This window comes from Burkholderia sp. Ax-1724, assembly GCF_011752995.1.
Lineage (GTDB): Bacteria > Pseudomonadota > Gammaproteobacteria > Burkholderiales > Burkholderiaceae > Paraburkholderia.
Genome location: NZ_VWWL01000002.1, coordinates 348,530 through 365,659 on the forward strand (window position 1 = coordinate 348,530; position 17,130 = coordinate 365,659).

18 protein-coding genes and 2 pseudogenes are annotated in these 17,130 nt (G+C 60.1%); 13 read left to right on the forward strand and 7 right to left on the reverse strand.

All coding sequences use genetic code 11. From position 1 onward, the window contains the following. Positions 1-9 precede the first annotated feature (9 nt). From F3J19_RS03595 to F3J19_RS03610, 4 genes are all read right to left on the reverse strand, one after another. Positions 10-246: a 4-oxalocrotonate tautomerase family protein gene (locus F3J19_RS03595; protein ID WP_167037730.1), complete on the reverse strand. Its 237-nt coding sequence runs from the start codon at positions 244-246 to the stop codon at positions 10-12. Between the two features lie 78 nt (positions 247-324). Continuing rightward, on the reverse strand, positions 325-1,035 hold the full coding sequence (locus F3J19_RS03600) for an SDR family oxidoreductase (protein WP_167037733.1): 711 nt from the start codon (positions 1,033-1,035) through the stop codon (positions 325-327). Positions 1,036-1,283: 248 nt separating this feature from the next. Further along, a complete protein-coding gene (locus F3J19_RS03605) occupies positions 1,284-1,646 on the reverse strand; it encodes a response regulator (RefSeq protein WP_167037737.1) in 363 nt (120 codons plus the stop codon). A gap of 126 nt (positions 1,647-1,772) precedes the next feature. Next, positions 1,773-2,189 carry a DUF3331 domain-containing protein gene (locus tag F3J19_RS03610; RefSeq protein WP_167037740.1) on the reverse strand — a complete coding sequence of 139 codons (417 nt, stop codon included), beginning with the start codon at positions 2,187-2,189 and terminating at the stop codon, positions 1,773-1,775. A 539-nt stretch (positions 2,190-2,728) separates the two neighbouring features. Between F3J19_RS03610 and F3J19_RS03615 the strand changes: the two genes are divergently transcribed. The 4 genes and pseudogenes from F3J19_RS03615 to F3J19_RS32510 all read left to right on the forward strand — a co-directional run. Then, positions 2,729-3,406: a type 1 glutamine amidotransferase domain-containing protein gene (locus F3J19_RS03615; protein ID WP_167037743.1), complete on the forward strand. Its 678-nt coding sequence runs from the start codon at positions 2,729-2,731 to the stop codon at positions 3,404-3,406. Positions 3,407-4,466: 1,060 nt separating this feature from the next. Next, positions 4,467-4,931: a hypothetical protein gene (locus F3J19_RS03620; protein ID WP_167037746.1), complete on the forward strand. Its 465-nt coding sequence runs from the start codon at positions 4,467-4,469 to the stop codon at positions 4,929-4,931. A gap of 9 nt (positions 4,932-4,940) precedes the next feature. Continuing rightward, positions 4,941-5,633 carry a P-loop NTPase gene (locus F3J19_RS03625; RefSeq protein ID WP_167037749.1) on the forward strand — a complete coding sequence of 231 codons (693 nt, stop codon included), beginning with the start codon at positions 4,941-4,943 and terminating at the stop codon, positions 5,631-5,633. Continuing rightward, positions 5,626-6,132, forward strand: a pseudogene (locus F3J19_RS32510) (hypothetical protein); the annotation flags it as partial. The gene F3J19_RS03625 and the pseudogene F3J19_RS32510, both read left to right, overlap by 8 nt. Here the strand turns inward: F3J19_RS32510 and F3J19_RS03630 are convergent. Next, a pseudogene (locus tag F3J19_RS03630) lies at positions 6,118-6,357 on the reverse strand (DUF932 domain-containing protein); the annotation flags it as partial. The pseudogenes F3J19_RS32510 and F3J19_RS03630 overlap by 15 nt on opposite strands. A 525-nt stretch (positions 6,358-6,882) precedes the next feature. Between F3J19_RS03630 and F3J19_RS03635 the strand changes: the two are divergent. Then, positions 6,883-7,050, forward strand: a complete 168-nt coding sequence (locus F3J19_RS03635; RefSeq protein ID WP_240158692.1) for a DUF3331 domain-containing protein — start codon at positions 6,883-6,885, stop codon at positions 7,048-7,050. 16 nt (positions 7,051-7,066) lie between these two features. Here the strand turns inward: F3J19_RS03635 and F3J19_RS03640 are convergent, their stop codons facing one another. After that, entirely contained in the window at positions 7,067-8,308 is a 1,242-nt protein-coding gene (locus F3J19_RS03640; protein WP_167037752.1) for a helix-turn-helix domain-containing protein, read from the reverse strand. Between the two features lie 136 nt (positions 8,309-8,444). Next, positions 8,445-8,909 carry a helix-turn-helix domain-containing protein gene (locus F3J19_RS03645; RefSeq protein ID WP_167037755.1) on the reverse strand — a complete coding sequence of 155 codons (465 nt, stop codon included), beginning with the start codon at positions 8,907-8,909 and terminating at the stop codon, positions 8,445-8,447. Positions 8,910-9,478: 569 nt separating this feature from the next. On the opposite strand from F3J19_RS03645, the gene F3J19_RS03650 reads away from it, so the two are divergent. From F3J19_RS03650 to F3J19_RS03685, 8 genes are all read left to right on the forward strand, one after another. Beyond that, positions 9,479-10,435 (forward strand): enoyl-CoA hydratase-related protein, encoded by a 957-nt coding sequence (locus tag F3J19_RS03650; RefSeq protein ID WP_240158693.1) that lies wholly within the window; start codon positions 9,479-9,481, stop codon positions 10,433-10,435. A 96-nt stretch (positions 10,436-10,531) separates the two neighbouring features. Beyond that, entirely contained in the window at positions 10,532-11,761 is a 1,230-nt protein-coding gene (locus tag F3J19_RS03655; RefSeq protein ID WP_167037759.1) for a CoA transferase, read from the forward strand. 79 nt (positions 11,762-11,840) lie between these two features. Next, a complete protein-coding gene (locus F3J19_RS03660; protein ID WP_167037762.1) occupies positions 11,841-12,581 on the forward strand; it encodes an acetoacetate decarboxylase in 741 nt (246 codons plus the stop codon). A 42-nt stretch (positions 12,582-12,623) separates the two neighbouring features. Further along, positions 12,624-13,826, forward strand: coding sequence for an acyl-CoA dehydrogenase family protein (locus tag F3J19_RS03665; protein ID WP_167037765.1), 1,203 nt, complete (start codon positions 12,624-12,626; stop codon positions 13,824-13,826). Between the two features lie 29 nt (positions 13,827-13,855). Beyond that, complete coding sequence (locus tag F3J19_RS03670) at positions 13,856-14,788, forward strand: 3-hydroxyacyl-CoA dehydrogenase NAD-binding domain-containing protein (RefSeq protein ID WP_205998908.1); 933 nt, start codon at positions 13,856-13,858, stop codon at positions 14,786-14,788. Between the two features lie 144 nt (positions 14,789-14,932). Continuing rightward, complete coding sequence (locus F3J19_RS03675) at positions 14,933-15,604, forward strand: c-type cytochrome (protein WP_240158722.1); 672 nt, start codon at positions 14,933-14,935, stop codon at positions 15,602-15,604. A gap of 97 nt (positions 15,605-15,701) precedes the next feature. Beyond that, complete coding sequence (locus F3J19_RS03680; protein ID WP_240158694.1) at positions 15,702-16,931, forward strand: cytochrome c; 1,230 nt, start codon at positions 15,702-15,704, stop codon at positions 16,929-16,931. Between the two features lie 7 nt (positions 16,932-16,938). Beyond that, entirely contained in the window at positions 16,939-17,121 is a 183-nt protein-coding gene (locus tag F3J19_RS03685) for a hypothetical protein (RefSeq protein ID WP_167037771.1), read from the forward strand. Positions 17,122-17,130 lie beyond the last annotated feature (9 nt).

Here is a 17,130-nt window from a genome sequence, read left to right on the forward strand (position 1 = left end):
GAAGGCGGATCAACCCGGTTTTTTCGCCCGCTGACGGCGATATTCGAGAGCAGGCAGACCACCCCAGCCCCAGTTATCGGTATCCACTTCTTCGATAACCACAAACGTTGCCTCAAAGGGCTTGTTCAGCACGTCGAGCAGCAACTGACTCGCACCCTCGATCAACTGGGCTTTCTCTTCCGCCGTGACCGACGTGGCGCCAGGCTTCGTGCCTTCGCGGGTGACCTGAATCGTGACGATGGGCATGCTGCTCTCCTTGGCTGTGAGTGAAGTAGAGGTGCCGGGCAGCCGGCGCCTCATATGTTCAATAATGCATGGTGACGTTTAGTGCCCCGCGCTCTGGCCACCGTCGACGTGCAGGATCTCACCGGTCACGAACGGCGCGGAATCGAGGTACAGCACCGCATTGACGATGTCGCTCATTTCACCCATGTGGCCGATGGGATGCAGCGCGTCAAGTGCAGCGTGCGTTTCCGGCGCGTGCATCGGCGACTTGATAATGCCCGGCGAGACGGCGTTTGCGCGGATGCCGCGTTTCGCGTATTCGATCGCGAGCGATTTGGTGGCGGCGGAAATGCCGCCCTTGGTGAGCGACGCCAACACCGATGGTACGCCGCTGACTGCATGCTCGACGAGCGTCGTGGTGATGCTGACCACATGGCCGCTCAAGTGCTTTTCCATTTCGGCGACGGCAAGCTGCGTGATGTTGAAGAAGCCGGCAAGGTTGACGCCGGTTTTAACCGCGTAGTCTTCGGCGGTATAGCTCGTGAACGGCTTGGCGATGAAGACGCCCGCGTTGTTCACGAGCGTGTCGACACGGCCAAAACGCGCAACGGCTTCGGAAATCACGCGGCGCGCGGTGGCCGGATCGGCAATGTCGCCGGCGACCGTAACGACGTCGGGATCATCGGACGGCTTGATGGTGCGCGCGGTCGCGACCACTCGGTGACCGCGCTGACGGAAGGCCTTGACCAGTTCGGCACCGATGCCTTGCGATGCACCGGTAATGACGACGACTTTCTGCGATTCGCTCATGATGAACTCTCCTGATGATGTATTTCGGGTCGTCCGCCTGCTGGATTGGCGCTCCCGATGAGTAGGCAATTTACTGCTCTCTCCATCAAGCTCGAATACCCTGCGTGACCAAACACTTTTGCGTGGCAGTAACAGATCGGGTTCGCGGCGAACGGGTACGCCGGCAGCGTGGCGACGCGGAGATGCTGCAGAGGCCATGAGAAATGGAGCGACTGGAACGCGCGGTTGCGCTCACTCTTCGTCGTGGGTCACGCCTCGCCCAGTGCGATTTTGATTGCCGAGAGAAGTGCGTTGTCGCTGAATGGCTTGAAGAGACAATCGCATGCGCCCTGCCTAAGCAGATGGGCACGAAGCGCCTCGTCCCTGCACGCGGTAATGAAGATCACGGGTATCGCTTCGTCGCGGCGCTTCAATTTTTGCCAAAGCTCGAGGCCGGCCATGCCGGGCATCGTGACATCGAGAATCAGGCAAGCGGTTCGATCGACTGCATCCGAAAGGAGAAATGTCTCCGCCGAAGCGAATGCGACAACAGGGTAGCCGAACTCCTTCACCAGATCCGGAAGCGATTCGAGTACAGCTTCGTCATCATCGATCAACGTGACTAACGTCATGGCCCAACCTCGGGTTCGTCGAGACGGTTAACCCGTATTCAAGCTGCTCGGTCTCGCATTCGGCCGGATGAGCCACATCATCCATATCGACGAAAATAGGCACGGCTGGAAGAACAGGCGAAGAGTTCACGTTTCTCGCAAAAGCGCATTCAGCCAGCAGTTCGGCTCCTCGATATACGTGGCGAGAATCATTGCCGACGCATTCCCGGGATACCGCCCTCGATCGACGGGGCGAAATATGACGTCACCCTTGTTTATCGGAATGCCGGAGATTGCGCATAGCCCTTCTTCGTGGGCGAGGCGCATTTTCCATATCTGATATCCATAGCTGCTTCCCGTTGGATCGCGCCACGATATGACAGCGGACGTGGGAGAGGGGCGATCGAGAATCCGGATGGTGGCGTGGCTTATCTCGTTGCGCGCCGCGGGAAATCGCCGGCTTGTGGTCACGGACAACGCATTTCCTCGCGAATTCCAGTCGACATTCAGCATGAGGATGACATGTCGCCACCGGGAACTTTGGGCTTCCTGTGACGTAGCCATATCGCTATCGTCTGGGTACTCGAGCCCGTTCATATCTGTTGGCTGTGCCAGGCTACTTCCGCCGGCAGATCTATCGTTGACCATCTCAGTCTCCTCAGGTCGATTAGGTGCAGGGTGGAAACTTGCAGGAAGCCGTGTTGAAGTGTCAGTCGATTCGACAAGGTCGATCCTAGTGATCGCGTGTGGGTGAAGCAACATACCTTCGTATTGGTATAGGGGAAACCCGGTACGGCGATATCGGCGCGTGGGTAGACGTTGCCGCGGGACATGCCGCGGATCGATAGGGCTGGCCGACACCTTCGGTATCCGATCTCATACCTTGGTAGTACTTTCCTTTGCTACCTCGAACGGCTACGCTAAAGTCATGGCAGTTCGTGCTGCGGCGAATGGTCACGAAACGTCCCGCCGTTGAGATTCGCCCGGTATCGAGGCCGGCTCGTATGAGGCAATCGATAGGCTTCGAACGATTGGCGGATGTCGAACGCGTTTTTGGGCCGGCAGCGTGCAAGAGACGTTTACCTCACTCGTGGAGATAGCCAATGAAGATCCTGATGGTTTTGACTTCGCATGACCAGCTTGGCAATACCGGAAAGAAAACCGGCTTCTGGCTGGAGGAATTCGCGGCCCCGTATTACGTGTTCAAGGATGCAGGAGTCGACATCACGTTGGCGTCGCCCAAGAGCGGTCAGCCGCCGATCGACCCGAAAAGCGATGAACCGGGCAACCAGACCGTGTCAATGGAACGTTTCAAGAAAGACCCTGCCGCGCAAAAGGTGCTTGCCAGTACGGTAAAGCTCGCCGACATCAATGCGGACGACTACGATACGGTTTTCTATCCGGGGGGACATGGTCCGATGTGGGACCTGGTCAACGACGCCAATTCGATCCGGTTGATCGAACGCATTTACAACGCCGGCAAGCCGGTGGCGGCCGTCTGTCATGCCCCCGCCGTGCTGAAAAAGACGACTTTCCAGGGGCAGCCGCTCGTCAAGGGAAAGCGCGTGACGGGTTTCACCAATTCGGAGGAAGAGGCTGTGCAATTAACTCAAGTTGTGCCGTTCCTTGTGGAGGACGAACTGAAGCGGCTCGGCGGTCTCTACGAGAAGAGCGGCGACTGGAATGATTTCGTCGTGACCGACGGCCGGTTGATTACGGGTCAGAACCCTGCGTCGTCGGGTTCCGCGGCAAAGGCTCTGCTGAAACTCTTGCAGTTGTAGCGGTGAGGCGGTGCATGAGATTGGTGAATGGATGATGGTCCGATGACAAGCAGAGTTGCTGCTGGAATGGCAATCTGCAGCATTCCTGCAGGACCCGGGATGCAGTGGAGACGGACCGTCTGGTAGAAAAGATAAGCGAGCGAAGAATGGTGCCGGATATCCGACCCATTTGCGAATCCGCTACATCATATAAATTTGGCTGCATTTGACAGTGTAGTGACTATCTGTACGAGATTTGATCCTTCCCGTACGAGGAAACGAGGAAGTAAAGCCCAAATCGATCGCTCGTCATATGTCGATGGAGGAGAGGAAACTGCGCCACGTACCAGGTTCATGGCTTGTGTTAAGTATCGATTGTGGATATGCCGAGCTTTGCACTGGAGTATCGTGATGGTGCCTGAAACCGGCGCAAGCCTATCCTGCGATCCCTTGTTTTTATATTGTTTTTGATGTCCTTGCGTAAACGCTTTCGGTGAGGTCAGCCGGATATGTCTGCGCCGTAGAGTCCAGGTGTTCGTGAGCAACGCCACATAGTCTGTGAGATAAATGGATCGGGTCTGCACGCGGTACGGAACGATTCTGTGCGATAGCTCAGTAGTGGCGGACGGCTGACTGTCGCGAGTCTGCGAGGCTGGCCGATGCTGTTCGTCAATTTCATGTCCTGAGTCCGTGAGATGGGAGCTATTCCATCGGACCTTTATTTTTCTGGAGTCGGTGCCGTCGCTCTGGCGAGGTGCGGGCGACCACTTGCTAGTCTGCTGGATGCGAAAGATATTCCGTGAGGGCATCACGTACATCCGGTTGGCCCGGATGGCGATTTCTGATACGACCCGTGTCGGTGTGGCCGCGGTGACCGTCTGCGTCTGTTCGTTGGCTGTCTGAGGGACGTCCATCCGGGGGCGTTGCTCATGCACGACAGCTTAAAAATATTCCTCTTGTTCTGGTTCGATCCGCTGGATTCCGTAGCGTTCCAGTGAAGCGGCTTCGCTCAGGCAAGGGGTATTGACGGGTCTTTCCCATGTGAGCAGGATGAAATGACGGGAGTGATCTGGAGCGAGTCATGCCGGTTGCGAAGAGCTATACGCGGGCACAGTGGGATGAACTGATCCATTCTCTCGAGTCACTTCCAGTCAAGCCGGAGGCCGAGCAGCGCGTTGCTATTACCGATGCAATGAAAGAGATGCGGGCGTTGATCGGCGCCGTCAGAAAGAAGGGTTATACGCTGGAAGACATCGTTGAACATGCAAAGGGAAAGGGCGTTGAGTTCAGCGTAGGTTCTGTCAGGTACGCGTTATATCCTCCAAAAAAGAACAGGCCATCCCGGCAGTCAGCCAGCAAAGTCGCACGGAGCAATGCCGGGCCAATACATCGCTCGATAAAGATCAGTCAGGACGACGCGCCACGCGCAGACAACACCCGCGCGAATCCGAAGCAGGATGGGGAAAAAGTCGGCAACAGGCCGGGAACCATGGTGATGCGGGATGCGTTCTCATTCGAGATCGAGCCCGATACCGAGAACCTATAGAGGATTCAGATGGACACGACGACTTACCCTATCTATCTGGTCGGTGGCAGCAAGGGCGGTGTAGGAAAGAGTTTTGTCGCACTTGCCTTGGCCGACTATCTGCAACGGCATGAAATCCATGCAGCGCTCGTCGAAACCGATACCTCCAATCCGGATGTGATGAAAGCTGTTCAGGACAGGATGCGTTGTATTGCCTATAGCCTGGACGATGCAAACGGCTGGATTGGCCTGGTCAATTTCTGCGACGAGAATCGCGACGCGGTCATCGTGGTCAATACGGCCGCGCGCAGTCAGACGGGCGTCGCACAGTTCGGCGCGACGCTGGCCGGAACGTTGCGTGAGTTGCAGCGCGAACTGGTTGTGCTGTGGGTGATCAACCGGCAGCGCGACAGTCTCGAACTGCTGAATGCCTTCAGGCGGACATTTCCTGACGCGATCACGCACGTTGTGCGCAATGGGTATTTTGGTGCGCCGGAGCAGTTCTCGCTCTATCAGGTATCCCAGCTCCGTAAAATCATCGAAGCGCGGGGCCATTCGCTGGATTTTCCCGATCTGGCGGATCGGGTCGCCGATGAGCTTCGCAGTCAACGCCTGTCGATCAGTGAGGCGGCGGAAACGATGCATATTGGCGAGCGGGCGGAACTGCTGCGCTGGCGGGCACTATGCGATGCGATGTTCGAGAAGGTGACGGTGAATGCGTAACAGGCGGGCGAAGCCGCCGGATGCGCTCGCCCGTCTGTTTCTCGATGTCACGGGTGAATTGCCTGACGATGCCAGTCTCCTGCGTCTGCGGCGGATTTCTGGTGCGCTGAAGCTGCGGGACAACGATGCGTTATGGTCAGTACTCGCGGCACTCGAATACTACACGCGACTTTACGAAGCGATGCCGGACTGTATCCGCAAAGCCGGGGGCGACAGTTTCGGTGCCGTACGCCGGGAGGCCGGGGAGGCGACCGATGCGCTGATGCACCGGCATCGTGACGCGCTGGCGCGTTGCAAGGCGACGATCCAGCTGGCTGAGGACATGACCCGGGAACACGAAGCGAGGTATCAGGCCGCGCTGGCGACATTCAACGAAGCGTCGCTCGTCGCGCTCGCGGACCGGATGGCGAATCGGGTCGCAGGAATTGCCGGGAACCGGCTTGTCGGTGCGGCGGCGGTGGCGGCGCGGGAGCAGCGCAAGCGCATATTCGCGTCTGTCCTGATCGCGCACGCAGGTCTGACAGATCATGAACGGCTGGAAGCCTTCGTTGCGCAGACCGCGCAGCACGTCGATGGTGGGAATGTAGGTGTAGCGTTCCGAGCGGCTTGCATGCTTGCCGTCTGCGAAGATGGACGGGGCGGCGCGCAGAATCTGGTCGTCCGACAGGGGCGAGTCGGCACGAAGCATCGGGGAACCATAACGGAAAGAGGAAGTGAGTTGCATGACTATCTCCACAGCAAAAAGAGTTGACGTACGGGCTGTGGGATGGCCTTGGCGCTTACGCGGGAAACCTTCCCGGTGGAACTCGGGGTTGGCTTCTGCTTTTGCCTGCCACCCTGTTTCCTGCCCGTGCGACCCAGGGAGCCGGGGGCGGGGCGGTGTCAAGGAAAGAGGCGAGGGATGGTGCGGGCAACGCGGTCCCTCGCCCCTTGATGCCGGCCCGCCCCCGACTACGGTCGCGGGACAGGGCAGGAAACCGGGTGGCAGGCAAGAGGTCAGGGCACGGGTTCGACGGGAAGAACTGCGAAGCTTTGGTTATCCCTGGCGTCAGGATCCACCATTCACAACAAGAAATTTCGGATGACGAAGCGTCTCCATCGCGGCGCGTTGATGCCGGTGGCACCGGATTCGCGCCCCACGCGCGGCGCCGTCCTCGAATCCTAATCCTCGAAGTCATTAACCGTTTGCTGGAGTAAGGTGTGTTCTGTCCACTATGGGGACCAGATTTGAGGAATCGGCCTCGCGCGGATGGACGCGTACTGCGTATTGACGGGGTTGCCAATCCGTCGAGGCGATCCGGTAACTCGCCCACGTGTGTTCGGGGCGAATGTACCGGCTAATGGAAATCGAATGATACTGGCTTTCGTCATACCGGCGTATCGCGCCAGCATCGAACGTGACCCAATCGACGATTGACTGCTGTGGCCGGATGTTACCTGGCCGCCCCGCGCAGCTTGAGGGCAATGTCGAGCTTCGCAATCCAGCCGACGTCGTTGAGGCTCGCCCCAAGCAACGTCTGGATGCGTTCGATCCTGTAGTCCAGTGTGTTCGGATGAATACCCAGTGCGGTGGCCGATTGTCCGCGCCGCTGTCCTTGTTCGAAGTAGGTTTGCAGCGTCGTGACGAGTTCAGGTTCGTGGGATAGCTGTTCGAGCAGCGAGACGAGGTAGCGCCGGGCATTCGACGAGAGGCGTGCGCATTCCTCAATGAGGATGCTTGAATATGTCGCCACATGCGGCTGGCTTTGCTCTTTCGATGCGAAGTCCAATGCTCTGATCGCTTCGTCGACAGAGGCAGACCAACCCGACGCGCCTTCGTTCATCAGGCCTATGCCGATGCCACGAATCTCCCGTATCGCACCGATTATCGCGTTGGCCCGTTCAGTCGTCTGACGATCGGTTCGATTGATCGAATCGCCGCGCACGCAAGGCACCCATAGAATCATCCTGCCACGATGCCAGGCGCGCACCAGATCGTCCGGTGCGGCACTGAGATGACGGGCTGACGCAAGCGCGATGCGGTCGAGTTCCCGCTCGCGCTCGTACGAAGTGTGAGTTGAGAGGTCGATGTCGACGGCAAGCGCCACGCGTGGCGCAGTGGAGTCGATGCCAAGCGCTTCCGCGGTTTCCCGAAATCCAGCGTAATCGTCAGGCGAATGAAAGACGATGCTGTAAAGCTGATGAGACAATGCGGCCCGCCAGCGTGCCTGTTGGTACTGCTCTTCGAGATAGCTTTGAGTGATGTCCTGGGCCATGACGTCGAAGTAGTCGAAGAGGTAGGGCGAGATGCTGAACAGCAATTCGTCGACCAGCGTTCGATCGTTCTCCCCCAGCTCGATGTAGGCGCGCCAGATTTCCCGCGACCCCAGGCGGAACGCCCGCAGCACGGCCTGCAGCGGTACGCGCTGGTGAACGCGCCGGCGGCCGAACTCCTGGAAGTGTTCCATGTCGTCCGCTGATGGCAGATTGCCGGATAGAAGCGACTGAAACCACAACCTGGCCGAAAAATCGATCGATGCGGAAATATCCTTCTTGACCGATGCCGCGAGGGTCTTGTAGCCCTCCATGCCCATCAGCATTTCATAGACGCGATCAATTACGGCCGCCGGGTTCGCGGCAAGCAGCGCGGTGCGCTCACGCAAGCGTTCGCTGATCGTTGGGATGCTGACTGTCATTGTGGTATTCGTCCCTGGAGATGGGTTTGAGCCAGCGCGCGTTGGACATCGGTCAGCGATGCCCGACGGCAAGACACTATACGATAGTCACACGACGCCGGGGATGGACCGGCTATCTTCCGGCCATTGCCGACTGTCAGCAGTCAGCCAGCATGGAACGGCGCAGCTTGAACGCGATATCGAGCTTCGAAATCCAGCCGACATCATCGAGACTGGCTCCCAGCAGAGATTCGATACGTTCGATCCGGCAGTTCAGCGTGTTGGGGGGAATGCCCGGCACAAGCGCTGTTCGTCTTCGGCGCTGATTTTGCTCCAGATAGACTTCAAGCGTCGATACGAGTTTGGGCTCGCCGGATATCTGCTGCGGGAGCGAAGTCAGGTAGCGCGACGCGGTGTCGGTTTGACGGGCGCATTCGGCCATAACGATAGACGAATACAGCGAGACCTTCTTCCTGTCGTGACCTCGCGAAGTGAAATCGGGGACTTTCAGCGCTTCCTCGGCGGAGAGTGCCCAACCGCGGGCGTCTTCGTTCATCTGGCCGACTCCGATTCGCTGAACGTGCGGCAATGCGAGCCCAAGATGGAAGGCGCGGTCAGCCATGAGGCGGTCGCTCCGGGTGATGGACTTTCCCCTGCGCGCAGGGCGCCCAGATGATAAAACGCTCGCGGTGCCTGGCACGCACGAGATCGTCGGGCGCTACTTTCAGGTGCCGGGATGCGGCCAGTGCAATGCGGCCGAGCGTGTCGTCCCTTGTGCGTGAATCGATCGCTGTCATGTCGACGTCGAGTGCCAGCGGGATGCGTGGTGCGACTGAGTCGAGGCCGAGCGCTTCCGCTGTCTTGCGAAAAGACTTCGCATCATGCGGCGAATGGAAGAGGACGTTGCAGAGTAACTGACGCAGCGAGTTTCGCCAGCGCAGTGGTCTTTTCGCGTAAGCGATTGCTGATGGTCGGCATTCTCATCAAAACGATCCACCTCAGTCGTCGCAGGAGCAGGCGGACGATGCTCTTAGGGAACCGGCACTATACCCGCGCGAGCCGCGCGAAATATTCGTGGAAATCGCTTGGACATCTTGTGGATTTTCACAAAGAGCTGACCCATGCGCCGTTTGACGTCCTGTTGGGCGGGGCACGCAAGTCCTCGTAGCAGGCCGACTGTGAAAACTTCCAATGAATTTCGTTTATTTCGCCAATGCGTCGACCGAAACGCCGGTGATAAATTGGAAATCAACCGGCTGGCGAGCAGTCAGTGAGCTCGAATCATCTCGATCATCGTGGGCGTATCGCGCACGATTCATGTCGTTCTGCGGAGTGTTCAGCCTCATGGTACAGATGCCTGACCTGGAAGCTTTCGAAACGATTATCTATGAAAAGAGCGACGGGGTCGCGCTGGTCACGCTGAATCGCCCCAACGTCCTCAACGCGCTGAACCACGAGGCCATCGGCGAACTGACCATGGCATTCGAAAGCGCCCGCGCCGACATGGAGGTGCGCGGCGTCATCATCACCGGGTCAGGGGAGCGCGCGTTCATTGCAGGCGCGGATATCAGCGAACTGGCCGTCGCAACGCCGGTCGAGGCGGAGCGGCAGGCGAGCGCCGGGCAGGCCTTGCTCGATCTCGTCGAGCATCTCGGCAAGCCGGTGATTGCCGCGGTGAACGGTTTGGCGCTGGGCGGCGGGTGCGAGACCGCGCTGGCCTGCACGATCCGGCTGGCAACACCGGAGGCCAGATTCGGCCAACCTGAGATCAAGCTCGGCCTCATCCCGGGCTTTGGTGGCACGCAGCGCCTTGCACGTCTCGTCGGCAAGGGCGTGGCCCTGCAACTCATCCTCACCGGTGAAATGATTTCCGCCGAAGAAGCGCTGCGCGTCGGCCTCGTCAACGAGATCGTGGAGCCCGCGACGCTGATCGACCGCGCCCGGGCCATCCTCGCGCAGATCAATGCCAATGCGCCACTCGCCGTGGGCTATGCGATCGAGGCGGTGAATCGTGGCCTCGATGGCTCGCTCGCCGAAGGGCTGGCTCTTGAGCGGGCATTGTTTGCCCTGTGCGCAGCAACAGAAGACAAGGCAGAAGGCACAAAAGCCTTCCTCGATAAGCGGCCACCGTTATTCAAAGGCCGATAGCGATCCGCCGTTCAGACACGCGCAACGTCTCTGCCGGGCACGGCCCGCATATGAAACGGGAAGCCGACGGCGAAACCATTCTCAGGAGATGGCTTGATGACAGCCGGCAATCACATCTTTTCCGGTCTGAAGGTGCTCGATCTTGCGAGCTACATTGCCGGCCCCGCTGCAACGACGATCCTCGCCGACTTCGGCGCCGACGTGATCAAGGTCGAGCCGCCGGGCACCGGTGACGTTTACCGCTACTTCTCGGCGATGCCGCCGAACCCGACCAGCGATGTCAACTACGCGTGGCAACTGACGAACCGCAACAAGCGCAGCATTGCTGTCGACCTGAAGTCCGCCGATGCAAAAGAAGTGCTGCAACGTCTCGTGCGCTGGGCTGACGTCGTGGTCGTCAATTTTCCGCCACGCGTCAAGGCGGCGCTCAGCTGCACCTACGAAGCGCTCGCACCGTTGAATGAGAAGCTTATCTATGCCGATATCACCGGATACGGCTCCGAAGGCCCGGAAGCCGACACGCCTGGCTTTGACGTCACGGCCTATTGGGCGCGCTCGGGCCTGATGGAAGTCACGCACGACGCTGGCAGCCCGCCAACGCTGCCAATTCCGGGCATTGGCGATCACGCGACGGCGACCACACTCTACGCGGCGATCGTGACGGCGCTCTACGTGCGTGCCACCACCGGCAAGGGCAGCCACGTGTCGACATCGCTGATCGCCAACGGCATCTGGGCGGCGGCCGCGTGGGTCGAAGGTGGTCTGAACGGCGGCCACTTCTTCCCGCAGCACGATCGCAAATCGCCGCCTAATGCGCTGCTCAACCCGTATCAAACTTCCGACGGGCGATGGATTCTGCTGGTCGCCGCGCAACGCAAGGATTGGCCAGGCTTCTGTAACGCGATCGGCAAGCCCGAACTGCTCGCAGATCCGCGCTTCACCGATGACACGCGCATTGCCAATGCCGCGCAGCTCGTCGAGATTCTCGACCCGATGTTCGCGAGCCAGCCGCTCGCGCACTGGAAACAGGTGCTTGACGCGGGCCGGGTGATCTTCGGTGTCGTTCAGGTGGCGAAGGAGATCATCGAGGATCCTCAGTTGAAGGCCAACGGGATCGTCGTGCCGCTCGAACTGCCGGGCGGGATTGAAACCCGCACCGTGAGCAATCCGATTCAGGTGTTGGGTGCGCCGAAGGTGAAGCCCACAGCGGCGCCGCGACTCGGCGAACACGGCACGCAAATCCTGAAGGATCTTGGCTTCAACGAAACCGAGATCGCACGCCTGAACGATGCGGGCGCGGTCGCGCGTTTCACGGAGGAGGCGTAGGTAAGGGCATTTCGTACTGTTGATCGAATCCACCACCGTTCGGCGCGTCGCGCATCGCACGGCAACTTGAGAGCGTTCCATGACTGAAAACGAAGTGCGTGCATCCGCCTACGCGATGCCGTTGACGAGTCCCGCTTATCCCAAGGTCCCGTTCCGGTTCGTGGACCGGGAATTCGTGATCATCACGTATCGCACTGATCCGGAAGCGCTGGCGCGCGTAGTCCCGGCGCCACTCATGCCGGCCGAGCCGATCGTCAAGTACGAATTCATCAACATGCCCGACTCGAGCGGGCTCGGCTCGTACACGGAGTCCGGTCAGGTGATCCCGGTCACGTTCAACGGCCTTGCAGGCGGCTTCACGCATGCGATGTATCTCGACAGCGAGGCGGGCATCGCATCCGGCCGCGAATTGCTGGGTTTCCCCAAGGTGCTGGCGCAACCGAAGCTCGAGGTGCGCAAGGACGCGCTGGTCGGCACGCTCGATTACAACGGCGTGCGCGTCGCGACCGCGACGATGGCCTACAAATACAAGCCGCTCGATCTCGCCGAGGTCCGCAAGACGCTCGAAGCGCCTGGTTTTCTGCTGAAGATCCTGCCGGACGTCGACTGCACGCCGCGCGTCTGCGAGCTCGTCAAGTACTACGTCGAGGACCTGACGGTGAAGGGGGCGTGGACGGGTCCGGCCTCCCTCGAACTGCATCCGCACTGTTTCGCGCCCGTCGCGAAGCTCCCGGTGCTCGAGGTGCTGTCGGCCGTGCATCTGCTGACGGATCTGTCGCTCGGTAAAGCCGAGGTCGTCTACAACTACCTGGACCGGTAGTTGGACCCGCAGTCGTCCCCATTCATCAGAGCGAGACACGCCATGTCAGACAAACAGCCAGCCCACGCGCTGCCGGCACCCGACAGCGACTTTTACATGATCCATCAGATCCTGAGCGAAGCGGAACGTACGCTCCTCGGGAAGGTGCGCAGCTTCATGGAAGAGACGGTGGCGCCCGTCATCAACGAGTATTGGGCAGAAGACCGATTTCCGTTCGAGCTGATTCCCGGCATTCGCGAACTGAACATCGCGGGCGTCGGGTTCGAAGGATATGGCTGCCCGGGAGGCAGTACGTTGTTCGACGGCTTCATTGCGATGGAGCTTGCGCGGGTCGACGCTTCGATTGCGACGTTTTACGGAGTGCATAGCGGTCTCGCGATGGGATCGATCTACCTCGGCGGCTCGGAAGAGCAAAAACAGAAGTGGTTGCCGCCGATGGTGCGCCTCGAAAAGATCGGCTGCTTTGGGCTGACCGAACCGCTGGTCGGCTCAGGCGCCGGCGGCGGTCTGCTGACAACCGCAAAGCGGGAAGGCGATACGTGGGTACTCAACGGACAGAAGCGCTGGATCGGCAATTCGACCTGGTGCGATCTCTCCATCATCTGGGCCCGCGACGTCGACGACAATCAGGTCAAGGGCTTCGTCGTTGAGAACAACAGTACGCCGGGATTTTCGGTCGCGAAGATCGAGCGCAAGGTCGCGTTGCGCGTCGTGCAAAACGGTGTCATCACGCTCGAGAACTGCCGCGTGCCCGAAGAGAACCGGTTGCAGGGCGACGCGAGCTTTCGCGACACCGCCCGCGTGCTGCGCCTGACACGCCAGTATGTCGCGTGGGAATCTGTCGGTTGCAGCATGGGCGCCTACGAAAACGCGCTCAAATACGCGCAGACGCGCGAGCAGTTCGGCAAACCGATCGCCTCGTTCCAGATGGTCCAGGATCTGCTGTCGAAGATGCTCGGCAATATCACTGCCTCGCAGTGCATGGTTGTGCGTCTCGCGCAACTGCAGGACCAGGGCAAGCTGAAGGACGAGCACGCCTCGCTCGCCAAGGCATTCTGTACGGTCCGCATGCGCGAGACGGTGGGCTGGGCGCGCGAGGTACTGGGCGGCAACGGCATCGTGCTCGACTATAACGTTGCCCGCTTCATGGCCGACTCGGAAGCGCTCTATTCGTACGAAGGTACCCGTGAAATGAATTCGCTGATCGTCGGCAAGGCGATCAGTGGCTTCAGCGCGTTCGTTTGATCTTTTGGAAGCCGACTGCCATGACGAAAATAACCAAGCCAATCCAACGCGTCACCATCATCGGAACCGGTGTTATCGGCGCGAGCTGGGCCGCGCTGTTTCTCGCCAAAGGTCTGGACGTGGTCGCGACTGACATCGCCCCTGACGCACAGAAAAAGCTCGACGATTTTGTCGCGGCCGTGTGGCCCGCGCTCGAGCAACTGGGTGTGGTACCCGGCGCGTCGCCTGCGAAGCTTGGATTTACGGACAACTTCGACGAGGCCGTCGCCGGCAGCGATCTGATTCAGGAAAATGGTCCCGAACGGATCGACTTCAAGAAAGATCTCTACCGCCGTCTCGATGAGGCGCTGGCGCCGGAGACGATCATCGCGTCGAGTTCGTCAGGCCTGACGATGAGCGAGATTCAATCCGCTTGCCTGAAGCATCCCGAACGATGCGTGATCGGCCATCCGTTCAACCCGCCGCATCTGATTCCACTGGTAGAGATTGTGGGCGGCGCACAAACCTCGGAAGAGACTATTGAACGCGTCACCGAGTTTTATTGTGGCCTTGGCAAACGAACCATCCGCTTGCACAAGGAGGTTCCAGGCCACGTCGCCAATCGCTTGCAGGCAGCGCTCTTTCGTGAAGTCGTGCACCTCATCGCAGAAGGCGTCGTCAGCGTTGGCGATGCCGACGCCGCTGTTTCGTGGGGGCCAGGACTGCGTTGGGGAATCATGGGGCCGAGCCTTCTGTATCACCTCGGCGGCGGTCAAGGCGGCATCGAGCATTTCTTCGACCAGTTCACCCGGCCGCTCACGGAGTGGTGGCATGTACTCGGAACGCCGGAACTCACTCCCGAGGTGCGTGCGACCGTAATCAAGGGCGTGCACGAGGAAGTTCAGTCGCGTTCCCAGCAGGACCTCGTCGCCTATCGCGATGAAGTCCTGATGGGGTTGCTGCGCCTACGGGACAGGGAGTGATGCCTGGCGCAGGCACCCCCGTATTGCGTTCTTTCCATTAAACGGTGGTCGGCCGAGGCAGAGCCTCCGCCGGGACAACCGCGTACGAGGAAGCCGTTGATGCAGCGTTTCATATTGTTCATCGCCGTGCTGGTGGTGCTCGCCATGCGCACGGGCGTGTCCGCGTTTGCGGCCGCACCGGCAGCAGAGCCAGCACCCGACACGATGCAGGCCCGCGTGCTGGGCTGTGCAGCGTGTCACGGTGCGCACGGCGAAGGTACCGGCAACGACTATTTTCCGCGCCTCGCCGGCAAGCCCGCGGGCTATATCTATAACCAGTTGATCGCGTTTCGCGACGGCCAGCGCAAATACCCACCGATGAACTACCTGCTGGCGTATTTGCCCGATCCCTACCTCAAGCAGATCGCCGAGTATTTCGCGAGCCAGCGTCCACCGTTCCCGCAACCGGGCGCGCCAACGCTCGATGCCGCGACGCTCGCGCACGGCAAGTCGCTCGCGACTGGCGGCGAAGCGGCGCGTGGCGTGCCTGCATGCGCGAGTTGCCACGGTGCGGCACTCACGGGCATGGAGCCCGCGATCCCTGGCTTGCTGGGTCTGCACGCCGATTACCTGAGCGCACAGCTCGGTGCGTTCCGCTACGGCACGCGCCACGCGGCGAGCCCCGATTGCATGCGTGAGATCGCGACGCGTCTCTCAGACAGCGACATCACCGCGATTGCCGCGTGGCTCGCGTCGCTGCCCGCGCCCGCGAATCCGACGCCTGCCGGGGCGGGCTCGCTAAAGCTGCCGCTCGCGTGCGGCAGCATTCCCAACTAGGCGAGGCTCATCCGTGTACCACGTGCTTAGTCATCGCTACTTCAAGAGCAGGGCGTCTGTGGGATTGACCGCGCTTGCGATGCTGACGTGCGGCGTCATGTCCGGGCTCGGTGTGCCGCTTGCGCAAGCGCGAATTCCAGCGCCCGCGAACACTGACGCCGAGGTAATCGCGCGTGGCGAATACCTCGCGCGCGCTGGCGACTGCATCGCCTGCCACACGATTCCCGGCGACAAGCTTTTCGGTGGAGGGCGCCCCATGGCCACACCGTTCGGCACACTCTATTCACCCAACATTTCCTCGGATAAGGAAACGGGAATCGGCAACTGGAGCGCCGACGAGTTCTACCGGATGTTGCATGAAGGTAAGTCCAGGGACGGCGAGTTGCTGTATCCGGCGATGCCTTACGCGTCGTACACCAAGGTCACGCGCAAGGACTCCGACGCGATCTACGCCTACCTGCAATCGACGCCGCCTGTCCACCAGCCGGATCGCCCTCACGCGTTGCGCTTCCCGTTCAACCAGCGGCAATTGCTGGTGGGCTGGCGAACACTTTTCTTCAGAGTGGGGGCATACAGGCCTGACCCATCGAAATCAGTCGAATGGAACCGCGGCGCGTATCTCGTGCAAGGCCTTGGCCACTGCGCGATGTGCCACACGCAGATCAACGCGCTCGGGGGCAATACGAAGTCCAGGGAATTCCAGGGCGGATTGATTCCGATTCAGGACTGGTACGCACCCTCGCTGACCTCGAACAACGAAGCGGGTCTTGGCGAATGGAGCATCGACGATATCGTCGGTCTGCTGCATGCTGGCGTGTCGAACCGTGGCGCGGTGTATGGACCCATGTCCGAAGTCGTCTACGACAGCTTCCAGTACCTGAGCGAAGACGATGTGCGTGCGGTCGCCGTCTACCTCAAGGCGCTGCCGGAACATTCAGCGAAAGCGGGCAGCACACCATTCACGAGCGCGCAGACCGAAGAAAAGAACCGGCTCTATCCGCTCGGCAAGAAGATCTACGCCGCGCAGTGTGCGTTGTGTCATGCAGACGAGGGGCAGGGCAGGCTGCCGAACTTCCCGCCGCTCGCGAACAACCCGTCTATCCAGATGACGTCTTCCGTGAATCCGATCCGTATGGTGCTCAACGGTGGCTACGCGCCGGGCACGATGAAGAACCCCATGCCGTATGGCATGCCGCCATTCGCGCAGTCGCTCTCCGATGCGGAGATCGCGGCGGTCGTCACGTATATCCGCACCGCGTGGGGCAATCGCGGTACACCGGTTACGGAGAAAGATGTCAACACCTTGCGCTCGGTAACCCTCTTCTGAGGATGCGATGATCAATTCCCCTGTCCCCAGCAGCGGTAACGAACCGCCTGAAGTCGAGCGCGTCGACGAGATCGTGAGGCGTGGTCCGCGCGGCGCGATCGTGGTGGCCGGCATTGCAACGGCCATCGTGATCGGCATGTGGTACGCGTTCTACTTCCTCGTATTCCTGCCGTGCGGCGTCGTTCAATGAACGGCTCAT

Excerpts from the sequence above, each read along its gene's own strand:
- F3J19_RS03595 (WP_167037730.1), bottom strand. The coding sequence starts at position 246 with ATGCCCATCGTCACGATTCAGGTCACCCGCGAAGGCACGAAGCCTGGC.
- F3J19_RS03600 (WP_167037733.1), bottom strand. The coding sequence starts at position 1,035 with ATGAGCGAATCGCAGAAAGTCGTCGTCATTACCGGTGCATCGCAAGGC.
- F3J19_RS03605 (WP_167037737.1), bottom strand. The coding sequence starts at position 1,646 with ATGACGTTAGTCACGTTGATCGATGATGACGAAGCTGTACTCGAATCG.
- F3J19_RS03610 (WP_167037740.1), bottom strand. The coding sequence starts at position 2,189 with ATGGCTACGTCACAGGAAGCCCAAAGTTCCCGGTGGCGACATGTCATC.
- F3J19_RS03615 (WP_167037743.1), top strand. The coding sequence starts at position 2,729 with ATGAAGATCCTGATGGTTTTGACTTCGCATGACCAGCTTGGCAATACC.
- F3J19_RS03620 (WP_167037746.1), top strand. The coding sequence starts at position 4,467 with ATGCCGGTTGCGAAGAGCTATACGCGGGCACAGTGGGATGAACTGATC.
- F3J19_RS03625 (WP_167037749.1), top strand. The coding sequence starts at position 4,941 with ATGGACACGACGACTTACCCTATCTATCTGGTCGGTGGCAGCAAGGGC.
- F3J19_RS03635 (WP_240158692.1), top strand. The coding sequence starts at position 6,883 with ATGGACGCGTACTGCGTATTGACGGGGTTGCCAATCCGTCGAGGCGAT.
- F3J19_RS03640 (WP_167037752.1), bottom strand. The coding sequence starts at position 8,308 with ATGACAGTCAGCATCCCAACGATCAGCGAACGCTTGCGTGAGCGCACC.
- F3J19_RS03645 (WP_167037755.1), bottom strand. The coding sequence starts at position 8,909 with ATGGCTGACCGCGCCTTCCATCTTGGGCTCGCATTGCCGCACGTTCAG.
- F3J19_RS03650 (WP_240158693.1), top strand. The coding sequence starts at position 9,479 with ATGAATTTCGTTTATTTCGCCAATGCGTCGACCGAAACGCCGGTGATA.
- F3J19_RS03655 (WP_167037759.1), top strand. The coding sequence starts at position 10,532 with ATGACAGCCGGCAATCACATCTTTTCCGGTCTGAAGGTGCTCGATCTT.
- F3J19_RS03660 (WP_167037762.1), top strand. The coding sequence starts at position 11,841 with ATGACTGAAAACGAAGTGCGTGCATCCGCCTACGCGATGCCGTTGACG.
- F3J19_RS03665 (WP_167037765.1), top strand. The coding sequence starts at position 12,624 with ATGTCAGACAAACAGCCAGCCCACGCGCTGCCGGCACCCGACAGCGAC.
- F3J19_RS03675 (WP_240158722.1), top strand. The coding sequence starts at position 14,933 with ATGCGCACGGGCGTGTCCGCGTTTGCGGCCGCACCGGCAGCAGAGCCA.
- F3J19_RS03680 (WP_240158694.1), top strand. The coding sequence starts at position 15,702 with ATGTCCGGGCTCGGTGTGCCGCTTGCGCAAGCGCGAATTCCAGCGCCC.
- F3J19_RS03685 (WP_167037771.1), top strand. The coding sequence starts at position 16,939 with ATGATCAATTCCCCTGTCCCCAGCAGCGGTAACGAACCGCCTGAAGTC.